9 protein-coding genes, 1 tRNA gene and 1 pseudogene are annotated in these 11,671 nt (G+C 68.3%); 6 read left to right on the forward strand and 5 right to left on the reverse strand.

Features of this window, described 5'->3' with window-relative positions:
• Window positions 1–723 (forward strand): acyl-CoA dehydrogenase (locus ACLL81_RS13975; RefSeq protein WP_411288967.1); only part of this gene is annotated, 723 nt, incomplete at its 5' end.
• On the opposite strand, the gene ACLL81_RS13980 is transcribed toward ACLL81_RS13975, so the two are convergent.
• Window positions 681–2,111, reverse strand: a complete 1,431-nt coding sequence (locus tag ACLL81_RS13980; protein ID WP_411288968.1) for a Mur ligase family protein — start codon at window positions 2,109–2,111, stop codon at window positions 681–683. The genes ACLL81_RS13975 and ACLL81_RS13980 overlap by 43 nt on opposite strands.
• A gap of 278 nt (window positions 2,112–2,389) precedes the next feature.
• Here ACLL81_RS13980 and ACLL81_RS13985 point away from each other — a divergent pair.
• The 3 genes from ACLL81_RS13985 to ACLL81_RS13995 all read left to right on the forward strand — a co-directional run bounded on the left by ACLL81_RS13985 (window position 2,390) and on the right by ACLL81_RS13995 (window position 4,618).
• A tRNA-Asn gene (locus ACLL81_RS13985) sits at window positions 2,390–2,465 on the forward strand.
• Window positions 2,466–2,573: 108 nt separating this feature from the next.
• On the forward strand, window positions 2,574–3,071 hold the full coding sequence (locus ACLL81_RS13990) for an FKBP-type peptidyl-prolyl cis-trans isomerase (RefSeq protein WP_411288975.1): 498 nt from the start codon (window positions 2,574–2,576) through the stop codon (window positions 3,069–3,071).
• Window positions 3,072–3,211: 140 nt separating this feature from the next.
• Window positions 3,212–4,618, forward strand: coding sequence for a M48 family metalloprotease (locus ACLL81_RS13995; RefSeq protein WP_411288969.1), 1,407 nt, complete (start codon window positions 3,212–3,214; stop codon window positions 4,616–4,618).
• Between the two features lie 16 nt (window positions 4,619–4,634).
• On the opposite strand, the gene ACLL81_RS14000 is transcribed toward ACLL81_RS13995, so the two are convergent.
• Window positions 4,635–5,075 carry a VOC family protein gene (locus tag ACLL81_RS14000; protein WP_411288970.1) on the reverse strand — a complete coding sequence of 147 codons (441 nt, stop codon included), beginning with the start codon at window positions 5,073–5,075 and terminating at the stop codon, window positions 4,635–4,637.
• Between the two features lie 251 nt (window positions 5,076–5,326).
• On the opposite strand from ACLL81_RS14000, the gene ACLL81_RS14005 reads away from it, so the two are divergent.
• Both ACLL81_RS14005 and ACLL81_RS14010 read left to right on the forward strand, forming a co-directional pair.
• A complete protein-coding gene (locus ACLL81_RS14005) occupies window positions 5,327–6,394 on the forward strand; it encodes an efflux RND transporter periplasmic adaptor subunit (RefSeq protein ID WP_411288971.1) in 1,068 nt (355 codons plus the stop codon).
• A gap of 28 nt (window positions 6,395–6,422) precedes the next feature.
• Entirely contained in the window at window positions 6,423–9,662 is a 3,240-nt protein-coding gene (locus ACLL81_RS14010; RefSeq protein ID WP_411288972.1) for an efflux RND transporter permease subunit, read from the forward strand.
• 73 nt (window positions 9,663–9,735) lie between these two features.
• Here ACLL81_RS14010 and ACLL81_RS14015 read toward each other — a convergent pair whose 3' ends face one another.
• From ACLL81_RS14015 to ACLL81_RS14025, 3 genes and pseudogenes are all read right to left on the reverse strand, one after another.
• Window positions 9,736–11,022, reverse strand: a complete 1,287-nt coding sequence (locus ACLL81_RS14015; protein WP_411288973.1) for a type II toxin-antitoxin system HipA family toxin — start codon at window positions 11,020–11,022, stop codon at window positions 9,736–9,738.
• Window positions 11,019–11,252: a helix-turn-helix domain-containing protein gene (locus ACLL81_RS14020; protein ID WP_411288974.1), complete on the reverse strand. Its 234-nt coding sequence runs from the start codon at window positions 11,250–11,252 to the stop codon at window positions 11,019–11,021. The genes ACLL81_RS14015 and ACLL81_RS14020 overlap by 4 nt, the downstream gene beginning before the upstream one ends.
• Window positions 11,253–11,449: 197 nt before the next feature.
• A pseudogene (locus tag ACLL81_RS14025) lies at window positions 11,450–11,671 on the reverse strand (metal ABC transporter permease); the annotation flags it as partial.

The raw sequence follows: 11,671 nt of genomic DNA on the forward strand, positions 1-11,671 counted from the left end.
GGCATGCATGTCGCCACCCACGTCATGGTTTTTGCCCGCACGTCCGGCAAGGACGGGGACGCCACGGGCATCACCTGTTTCATCGTGCCCGCCGACACCCCCGGGGTGAAGATCGAAGAGTACATGTGGACCTTCAACATGCCGACGGACCACCCGCGGGTGAGCTTCACCAACGTGTGGATTCCGGAGGACAGCTACTGGGGCCAGATCGATCGCGGCCTGGGCCTGGGCCAGAGCTTCGTGCACCAGAACCGCATTCGCCAGGCGGCCTCATCCCTGGGCGCGGCGGTCTACTGCATCGAGGAAAGCGTGAAGTACGCGCGGGAGCGCAAGCCGTTCGGCAAGGCCCTGTCGGAAAACCAGGCCATCCAGTGGCCGCTGGTGGAGCTTTCCACCCAGGTCGAGATGCTGCGCCTGCTGATCCGCAAGACCGCGTGGCAGATGGACGGGATGGAGCACAAGGAGATCGAGCGGACGATCTCCGACAAGGTCTCCATGTGCAATTACTGGGCGAACCGGCTGGTCTGCGAGGCCGCCGACCGGGCCATGCAGGTGCACGGCGGCATCGGTTATTCCCGCCACAAGCCCTTCGAGCACATCTACCGCCACCACCGCCGCTATCGGATCACCGAGGGCTCGGAAGAAATCCAGATGCGCAAGGTGGCCGCCTACCTGTTCGGCTACGCCGGACCCAAGCGCCGGCAGTTCGAGGGCTCGGCGTAGAGGGCGTCGAACACCGCCGGCAGGCTGTCGGGCAGGCCCAGCAGCGGGCCGGAGGAGAGCAGCAGCACCGCCTCGTCGCCGTTCAGGCCGCCCAGCGCCTGGGTGGCCTCGGCGGCGGAGCCGGCGGCCTCGACGGCGATCCCGGTGGCGGCGATCCGGCCGAGGATTTCCTGGAAACTCGACTGGTTGTGGCTCTCCGCCCCGTGGCTGGGCGGCGGTACGACCAGTACCCGGGCGGCGCCTGCGAACACCGTGTCGTACCAGGCCAGCGCGTCGCGGTTGCGCCAGGAGAAGGTGTGCGGCTCGAACACCACCGTCAGCGGCCGGGCGGGGAAGTGCAGCAGCATCGCCTCGATGGCCGAGCGCGCCTTCTCGTAGGACGAGCCGAAGCCCTCGATCACCGGCACGCTGGAGCGCACCGTCAGGCGGTCGAGCCGCCGCCGGATGCCGGCGAAGCTCTCGATGGCCGCGGCGAGCGCCGCCTCCCCCACCAGGCCGCGCTCCAGCAGGTAGGCGCAGACGCCGACGATGTTCTCGATGTTGTGCTCGCCCAGCAGGGTGGTGGCCAGCGGCAGGCTGCGGCCATCCGGCGCCACGAGGGTGAACCGGGTGGTCTCGCCGAATACCACATCGCGGGCGTGCCAGCCCTCGCAGGGCCCGGTGTCGTACCAGACGATGCGGCAGCAGGCCTGGCCGGCGATGGCGCGGATCGCCGGATGGTCGCGGGCCATCAGCAGGCCGTCGGCGGGCAGCAGGCGCAGAAGTTCGCGGAACGGCGCCTCGTAGTCGGGGAAGGTCGGGAAGACGTTGACGTGGTCGTGGATCAGCGAGGTCAGCAGCACGTCGCGGGGGTGATAGAGCACGAACTTGGAGCGCCGGTCGTCGGGGCCGACGATGTACTCGTCGCCCTCCAGCACCACCTCGGGCGCCGCGCCCCAGTGGCCGGTGGCCGGCAGGGACGGCGAGATGGCGCCCAGCACCCAGCCGGCGTCGTGGCCAGCCTCGCGCAGCACATGGGCCATCAGCGCCGTGCAGGTGGATTTCCCGAAGGAGCCCGCCACCACGATGTTGCGCCGACCCTGTGTGGCCTCGCCCACAAGCTCCGGGAAGGTGGTGACACGGACGCCGCGCCGGCGAGCCTCCACCACTTCGACATTGGCCTCGCCGCCTAGCTTGGCGCTGGCGCCCAGGACCAGCACGTCGAGGTCCCCGGGCAGGTTGGCCACGTCGAAGCTGCGGTGGAACGGAAACCCCAGGCCTTCCACATAGGTCGACATGGGCGGGAACACGTCGGCGTCGGAGCCGGAAACCTGGTGGCCGGCGTCGCGCATCATCAGGGCCACGGCCGCCATGCCGGCGCCGGCGATGCCGGTGAAATGGATGCGCATGGGCGACCCTTAAGTGAACCTATCACCCGCTGACTAGCTGATCCCAGCGAAGGCTCCAATCGGGGGCGACGATGGGCCACCGGAGGGCGCGTTAACCCCGCCTTAACCACGATCGCGGACTGTCCCATTGTCTTCCTTGAAGACACCCCACCATCATCGACTTTCAAAGCCCGGCGTTCGCGCCGGGCTCTTTTTTCGGGCCTGTGTCCACAAGCCCCGCGGGCTCGGCTTGCATGGTCCCGCGGGCCAGCGTATAGGCCCGGCCCTCGACGGCATGGTCCTCGGTAGCTCAGTTGGTAGAGCAGTCGGCTGTTAACCGACTTGTCGCAGGTTCGAGTCCTGCCCGGGGAGCCACCGTTCTCAGCCCTTTTCGCCGCCGCAGCTCCAACCGGATTTGCACGGCGGTGCGCCATCGCCCACTGTGGCGCGGTCGCTTTGCTGGGCTGGAGAGAACGCTTGAAGATGATTCGCGGAAGTCTGGCGGCCGCGATGGCTGCAATGGCCCTGGCGGCCTGCACCCACGCCGCGGCGCCTGCGCCGGGCGCGGAGCTCTCGCCCCAGGCGCGCTGGGAAGCGGGCCAGGCGGCCAGGCTGGCCTGGAACGCCCGGCAGGCTGGCTGGCGAACCACCGAGAGCGGGCTGCAACACCGGCGGGTCAAAGCCGCGCCGGCCGCCTCGCCGAAGCCGGAGCCTGGCGCCACGGTGACCATCCACTACACGGGGACGTTCATCGACGGGCGGGAGTTCGACAGTTCCCGCACCCGCGGCGAGCCGGCCACCTTCCCTCTGGGCCAGTTGATCAAGGGCTGGCAGGAGGGCGTGCCGATGATGCGGGTGGGCGAGCGCTGGCTGTTCCTGATCCCCGCCGACCTGGCCTACGGCGACCGCAGCCGCGCGCCGATCCCGCCCAACAGCGCGCTCTATTTCGACATCGAGCTGGTGGCGATCCCGGCTCCGTAGGCTAGCGCCGTCCGCCGCGACCGGACGGGATCGCACGGCCGCCACGGAACTGCCACGGCAGAGCTGTCGTTCCTGCATCGGACTTCAGGGAGCAGGGCAAGATGCGCGCGCGAAAAAGATCTACATCCAGACCGCTTTCGATGGTGCTGGCCGCGGGGGTCGCCCTGGCGGCCATCGCCCCCAGCGCGCAGGGCCAGACCTATCGGCCGCGGGAGACACCGCAACGCGCGCAGGTTGTCGAGGCCTATGGCGGGCTCTACGAGGGAGCCGTGGCCAGCTATGTGGCGCAGGTCGGCGACCGGGTGGCCGCCGCGGCCGGGCGAGCGCCCGGCCAGTGCGCCTTCGGGGTGATCAACAGCGACGTCATCAACGCTTTCGCCGCGCCGCCAAGCTGCAGCGTCTATATCACCCGAGGGCTGCTCAGCATCTTGAACAGCGAGGACGAACTGGCCTCCGTGCTGGGTCATGAGGTCGGCCACGTCGCGGCCAACCATGCCGGCCGGCGGCAGAACCGCTCGGCACTGTCGGGGATCGGCGCCCTGCTTGTGGGCGCGCTGACCCGCTCGCCTGAGTTGGGGCAGCTGGCCGGCCAGGCCGCTCAGCTCAACATACTCAGCTATTCGCGGTCCCAGGAGCTCGAGGCCGACAGCCTCGGGATCCGCTACCTGGAAGCCAACGGTTACGCACCCTACGCTCTGGCCGACATGCTGGACTCCCTCCAGGCCAACGACCAGCTCGACGCGCGGGCCCGCGGCCGGGAAGAAGCGCAGGCGACACCGGCTTGGGGGCGCACGCATCCGCTGACCTCCGAACGCATCGCCCGCGCCGCGCAACAGGCCAGGCAGACTGCGGAAGGCGTCGCCGAACGGGAAGCACCGTTCCTCTCCGCCATCGACGGCATGCTGTACGGCGACGACCCGCGGCAAGGCTTCGTGAACGGCCGCAACTTCACGCATCCGGACCTGGGCTTGGCCTTCACCGCGCCCCCCGGCTTCGCTCTGAGGAACGGCCCGCAATCGGTAAAGATCGAGGGCCCCGGGGGCGTCAGCGGCCAGTTCGGCGCTGGCCGGGCGCAAGGGGGCCGCCTGGATGGCTACGCCTATGACGTAATGCAGCGGCTTCTCGGGCAGACCTCCTCACAGGTCGGCCAGGCGGAGATGACCCGGATCAACGGGCTGGACGCCGTCATCCTGCCGGCCCGGGCGCAGACGCAGCGCGGGACGGTCGATGTCACCGTCGCCGCCTACAGCCTGGGCAGCGACGCTGCCTACCACTTCGTGACACTGGCGCCCGCTGGCCGCGGCGGCGTTTTCGAGCCCCTGTTCGGGTCCTTCCGCCGGCTGTCGGCGGGCGAAGCGACGAGCGTGCGACCGCGCAGGCTGGAAGTCGTCACCGTGCGGCCTGGCGACACGGTGAACTCGCTCGCCAGCCGCATGGCCGTCAGTGACTTCGGCCTGGAGCGGTTCCGCGTGCTCAACGGCCTGGCTCCCGGTGAGCCGTTGCGCCCGGGTCAGCGCGTCAAGCTGGTCACCACGGGACGCCGCTAGCCCTCACGGCGCCGCGTCACCAGGCGCCCACGTTGGGCATGGAGGCCCAGGGCTCGGCGGGGGGCTTGGCGGGGCCGGTCTGCAGCAGCTCGATGGAGATGTTGTCGGGCGAGCGGATAAAGGCCATGCGCCCGTCCCGGGGCGGCCGGTTGATCACCACGCCGCCGTCCTTCAGCCGCCGGCAGACCGCGTAGATGTCGTCGACGGCGTAGGCCAGGTGGCCGAAGTTGCGGCCGCCCTCATAGTGTTCCGGATCCCAGTTGTGGGTCAGCTCGACCATCGGCGCGCGCTCGGCCGCGGCCTGGGTCTCGTCGCCGGGTGCACAGAGGAACACCAGGGTGAAGCGGCCGCCGGCGTTCTCGGTCCGCGAGGCCTCGATCAGCCCCAGTTTCGCGCAGTAGAAATCCAGCGAGGCGTCGAGGTCCGCCACCCGGACCATGGTGTGCAAATACTTCACTGGAGCCCGTTTCCCTTACGGCGTAAGCCTTTCGGCGTAAGCCTTGCGGCATGACGTCACGCGACACGGCCAGCCAAGCCATGTTGCACTCGATATTCACCGCTGCAGACTATCGCGTCTCCAGTCATTTGTGTCCGCGATTTCATTTGCACTCGCGTACCGGTGGCATCTAAAGCGCAGGCAGCCGAGAGGGGCCGGCGCGGGAGGAGCGGTGGCTGATCGCGCGCGCTGTCGGGCTCAGGGAACAATCTATGCGTATGAAGCCGCAGTACATCTTCGTCATCGCCGCCGTGGCGGTGGTGACCCTCTATTTCATCATCCGTACAATCTTTGGTGGTGGCGAGACGCCGAACGAGGCGAAGGCCAAGCCGGTGGCGAACGCGCCGGCCAGCGTCCAGGCCCGGCTGATTCCGGCGGTCAGCCGCGACGTCCAGGTGGTGCTGCGCGGGCGCACCGAATCAGCCCGCACGGTGGTGGTCCGTTCCGAGACCGCCGGCGTGGTGGCCAGCGCGCCCGCCGCAGAGGGCAGCTTCGTGAACCGCGGCGCCGTGCTCTGCCGCCTCGCTGTCGACGCCCGTCAGGCCAGCCTCGACCAGGCCCGGGCCAACATGCGCTTACGCCAGCTGCAGCAGCAGGCGGCGGTCGAACTGTCCAACAAGGGCTACCGCTCCAAGACCCAGGTGCTGGAAAGCCAGGCCAGCCTCGACGCGGCCCAGGCCACCGTGCGCCAGGCCGAGATCGCGCTCAACCAGGTCAACATCCGCGCGCCGTTCGCCGGCGTGTTCGACCGTCGGGACGCCGAGATCGGCGCCTATCTGTCGCCGGGCCAGCCCTGCGGCACGATAATCGAGCTCAATCCGTTGCTGATCGTCGGCGACGTGCCGGAGACCGAGGCCGCCAAGCTGCGCGTCGGCGCGCCCGCCACCGCGCGGCTGGTCTCGGGCCAGATGATCGCCGGCAGGGTCCGCTATGTCGCCCGCGACGCCGATCCGCAGACCCGCACCTATCGGGTGGAAGTGTCCGCCGCCAATCCGCGCATGGACGTGCGCTCCGGCCTGTCGGCGGAGGTCCGCATCGGCACCGGCGCCGGCCAGGCCCACCTGGTGCCCGTCTCCACCCTGGTGCTGGACAGCGCCGGGCGCCAGGGCGTGCGCTACCTCACCGCCGACAACCGCGTGGCCTTCGCGCCGGTGACGGTGATGGAGGAAGGCCCCGACGGCATCTGGGTGCTGGGGCTGGGCGGACCGCAGCGGGTGATCACGGTGGGCCAGTCCTACGTCGCCGAAGGCCAGAAGGTTAGCGTCGCCCTGGTGCGCTGAGCGCGCGGGGAGACTGGAGAAGCATGAGATGATCGCCTCGCTCATCGATGGAGCCATCAAGCGCCGCAAGGTGGTGTTCGGCGTGACCTTCATCGCCGCCATCTTCGGTTTCCTGGCCTACCTCTCGATGCCCCGGGAAGCCGAGCCGGACATCGACTTCCCGTTCGTCGCCATCATCGTTCCCTATCCCGGCGTCAGCCCGGAGGACGCCGAGCGCCTGCTGGTCAAGCCCCTCGAGGTCGAGCTGCAGAGCATCGAGGGCGTCAAGCGGATGAACTCGGTGGCCCGGCAGAACACCGCCATCGTCAACCTCGAGTTCGAGGCCGATTTCAACAAGGACAAGGCGCTGGAGGACGTCCGCGCCAAGGTGGACATGGCCAAGGGACGGTTCCCGCCCGACGCTGAAGAACCGATCATCCAGGAAGCCAACTTCTCCGGCCAGCCGATTATCGGCGTGGAGCTCTACGGCCAGGCGCCCGAGCGCGAGCTGAACACCCTGACCCGCGCGCTCAAGGAGCGCCTGGAAGGCACGCCCGGCGTGCTCGAAGTGCAGATGAGCGGCAACCGCGAGGAGATGCTGGAAGTCACCATCGATCCCCTGCGGATGGAGGCCTACAACGTCACCACCGGCGAACTGTCCCAGGTGATCGGCCGCAACAACCAGCTGGTCCCGGCGGGCAACCTGCGCTCCGGCCAGGGCCAGTTCGCGGTCAAGGTGCCGGGCGTGGTGGAGACCGCCGCCGACATCCTGGCCCTGCCGATCAAGAAGAGCGGCGACCGCGTCATCACTGTTGGCGACATCGGCGACGTCCGGCGCACCTTCAAGGAGCCCGTCTACATCACCCGCTACAACGGCCAGCCGGCGTTCTCGCTGGAGGTCTCCAAGCGCAGCGGCGCCAACATCCTGGAAACCGTGCAGGCGGTCCGCAAGGCGGTTGAGGAGGAGAAGGTGCGCTGGCCCTCCACGGTCCAGCAGGCCTACACCTACGACAATTCCGAATTCATCGGCCGCACCCTGGTGGTGCTGGAAAGCGGCCTGCTGACCGCCAGCCTGCTGGTGATGATGATCATCGTCGCCAGCCTGGGCATCCGCCAGGGCTTGATGGTCGGCATCGCCATCCCCGCCTGCTTCATGCTGGCCTTCATGATGCTGAATTTCTCCGGCATCACCCTCAACCAGATGGTGATGTTCGGCATGGTGCTGGCGGTGGGCATCCTGGTGGACGGCGGCATCGTCATCGTCGAGTACGCCGACCGCAAGATGGCCGAAGGCCTGCCCAAGGAGGAGGCCTTCGCCGCCGCCGGCAAGCGGATGTTCTGGCCGGTGGTCAACGGCACCCTGACCACGCTGTGCGCCTTCCTGCCGTTCATGTTCTGGAACTCGATCGCCGGGAAGTTCATGAGTTTCCTGCCGCTGACCCTGTTCTTCGTGCTGGGGGCGTCATTGTTCGTGGCGCTGATCTTCACCCCGGCCCTGGGCTCGATCTTTGGCCGCAAGGCGGCCATCGACGCCGAACACCTGGCCGAAATCCACAAGTCCGAGCACGGCGATCCGCGCGAGATGACCGGCTTCATGGGCTGGTATGCCCGCACCATCTCCGTCCTGGGCCATCACCCCACGCGGACCATGGTCGGCGCGTTGGTGATCATCCTCGCCATCGTCGTGTGGTTCGGCGCCACCAAGCACCGCACCGAGTTCTTCCTCGAGGAGGACCCGGAATATGTGCAGGTCTACGTCAAGGCCCGCGGCAACCTCTCGCCCGAAGCCAAGTACGGGCTGGCCCAGCAGGTCGAACGCCGGCTGGTGAACATCAAGGGCATCGAGTCGATCTATATGAACGCCGGCGCCTTCTCGACCGGCGGTGGCCCTGGCTCCGCGCCGAACGACACCGTCGCCCAGATGCAGATCAAGTTCGTGCCCTACGAGGACCGCAAGGCGCTGGACGTGCGCGGCAAGGACATCGCCGACCAGATCCGCCAGAAGGTCACCAACGTCAGCGGCATGCAGGTGGAGGTGCGCCTGCCCCAGGGCGGCCCGCCCACCGGCAAGGACGTGCAGGTGGAGCTGCGCGGCCACGATCCGGCCGCCCTCGACAAGGCCGCCAACCTGATCAAGGCCAAGTTCGCCAGCGACCCGCAGCTCTATGAACTGGAGGACAACCGAACCTCCCCCGGCATCGAGTGGAACCTGACGGTCGACCGCGAGGCCGCCGGCCGCTACGGCGTCGACGTGCTGTCGGTGGGCCAGGCGATCCAGTTCGTCACCGGCGGCGTGCTGATGGGCCGCTTCCGTCCCGACGACTCGGAGGAGGAGCTCGACATCCGCGTCCGCTTCCCGCCGGCGGCGCGCAACATCGCGGCCTTCGACCAGCTGAAGATCTCCACCGCGGCAGGGCCCGTGCCGGCCAGCTACTTCATCAAGCGGGTGCCGGCCCAGCAGGTCACCGCCATTCAGCGGCGCGACGGCCAGCGGCTGGTGGTGGTTCAGGCCAACGCCATCGAGGGCATCGCCGCCAACCAGAAGATCGCCGAGCTCCGCCCCTGGCTGGAGCGGGCGCCCCTGGACACCTCCGTGCGCTGGAAGTTCACCGGCGCCGACGAGGAGGGCGCGGAGGCGGTGAAGTTCTTCATCACCGCCATGGCCGTCTCCCTGTTCCTGATGGGCGTGATCCTGCTCTGGCAGTTCAACAGCTTCTACGGGGTGCTGGTGACCCTCTCCGCGGTGGCGCTCTCCACCGTGGGCGTGTTGCTGGGCGTCCAGGTGAACCTGCTGGGCACCTTCAACTACATCTCGGTGATCATGCTGGGGACCGGCGTGGTGGCGCTGGCCGGCGTGGTGGTGGGCCACAACATCGTGCTGGTGGACACCTTCTACCAGCTCCGGCGCCAGGGCTACCTGCCCGCCGACGCCGCGATCCGCGCCGCGACCCAGCGGTTCAGGCCGGTGATGCTGACCACCCTGGTCACCGTGGTGGGCCTGTTGCCGCTGATGTTCCAGATCCACCCGAACTTCCGCAACGGCCACCTGGAATTCCGCGCTCCGGGTTCGGAGTGGTGGGTGCAGCTCTCCGCCGCCGTGGTCTGGGGCCTGTCCTTCGCCACCCTGTTGACCCTGGTGCTGACGCCGGTGCTGCTGGCGGCGCCGCAGGTCTATGCGGAGCGGACGGGCCGCCTGCGTCACTGGGTCGATGATCGGCTGGGCCGTCGGCCGCGGAGCCCGGTCCGGGCGACGGCCTTCGGCGAGGACCTGCCCCGCGCCGCGGAGTAGCCCCCTGCCCGGCCTGACCCACCGCCTGGCGCGCGCCGACGACATCGCGGCCTTGCTCGACCCTCCGCGATCATCAAGACAAGCGGTTGGAACGTGGATTGTGCATGGGCTGCAGGTCGAGCACCTTCTGAGCGCGGCCCCGGATCAGTCCCACGAACTGGTGAAGCTCCACGCTGTCAAATCCCGCGCCAGAAATTCCGTCCGCCACATCCTCGATCCTGGCCAGCGTCAGTTCGGCAAGCGCCGACGCCCTTCGCCGGACATAAGGTGCGCCGACGTTGATCTCGCGGCCGAAGTCCTCCCAGGTCGTGGCGGTAAATTCCTCGAGGGTGGCCCGCTTGCCGATCTTCATGGCCAGCTTTGCGTGGACCCCTGGATAGGCGGCGGTGCAGAGGAGATCGTACAGCGGTGCGACATCGCTCTCGCCGGCCCGGTAAAGCAGGCTGAAGTTCTTCCCGTGTGCGTCCGCGTTGCCGACGATCACGTTGAAGATGGCCGCATCCAGCAGCCGCAGCACCGCCGGGGCCGGATAGGTGGCAACGTTCCTTACAAGGTCAAAGCACTGCAAAAAGACGGGCCCGCCCTCGGCGGCGTACTTCTTCTCCGGCGCGATGGCGAGCGCCTGGCAGAAGTCCTCCTGATGCAGCCGGCGGCTGGCGCCATCGTGCGCGACCGTCCGGTCATACCGCTCCACCAGAAGGTACGGATGGTCACCGGTCCGACGCGTTTCGACGGGGGCGGTCTTGAGCCCGATGGCCGCGGCGAGGCGCATCGCCAGAGCCTCGTTCTCTGTGGTTCCCGGCAGTCTGGCGATTGGCGGTTTCAGAATGTGGGTGCTGGGCTGGCCTGGCGCAGGCAGGGCAATTCGGCCGTTGACCAGGACAACGGGAAGCTTCTGCTGCGCGCCGGCGAGAGACAGCCGGATCCCTTCATCTCCCGCCAGAAACGGCCGGGTTGCCAGCGTGTCGATGATCTGGACAAGGCCGTCGTCATCCAGTGGCTCCGTCGCAGCGAGGCTCCGGGGATCCGGTGGGAACTCTCCCTCAGGCCAGAGCGTGAGCGCTCCGGCCATATCTCCCCCCAGCCGCTCGAGCAGCCGGAAGTCGTTCGCCTTCGAGACCCCAAGCGCAAGGGCGACAGCGTCCCGCTGACCTTCCTCGGGGAGCAGGCCCGCGAAGAACGGCCGCGTTTCGCGGCGATTGAAGGGCTCCGGGCGTTTCGGAAGCGAGATCGAGACTGGAAGCTTCTGGGGGTCGGCGAGCCAGCCTGCGTCATAGGCGAAGGCCAGGTCCCCGTGCTCATCAATCCGCAGGGCGCCGGCGACAGCGCCGTCCCACCAGACGGAAAGCGACTTGATCATGCCGGCAGGGCCGAATCCGGGGATGAACGACGCGCCACGATCCTGAGATCGAGGCCCACCGCCGCGAGCACCGATAGCGTCCGGCCAAGCTGGACTGTCGCCTTCCCCCGCTCCAGTTCCCCGAGAAACCGGAGACCTACGCCAGCGGCGGCGGCAAGCTCGTCCTGGCGCAGGCCCATGGTCTTGCGGGCCGTGCGGACGGCCCCTCCGATGGTGGCGACAGACATCATGTTGTTGGACCCCGTTCGGGAAAGTTTTACCATTTTTCAAGCGGAAATCAACAAAATGTCCTGATCGGGATACTGTTGGCATTTGCGGCGCGCAATGGGGGCAAATGTCCCGGTCGGGCGTTTTCCGGCAGAGAGGCAGCCCTTAAGGGCGCCGACCGCGACCTCGCTTTCTTCAGCTACCCATGACGCACCGGCATTCACGCCTCCCGCGTCTGCCTGCGCCACAGGGCCGCGTACTCGCCGCCCTTGGCCAGCAGGTCGGCGTGGGCGCCGCGTTCGACGATGCGGCCGCGGCGCAGGACCAGGATCTGGTCGGCGTCGACGATGGTCGACAGCCGGTGGGCGATGACCAGGGTGGTGCGGCCGGCCTTCACCCGGCGCAGGGTCTCCTGGATGGCCGCCTCGGTGGGACCGTCCAG

Source organism: Phenylobacterium sp. (assembly GCF_046590535.1).
Classification (GTDB): domain Bacteria; phylum Pseudomonadota; class Alphaproteobacteria; order Caulobacterales; family Caulobacteraceae; genus Phenylobacterium.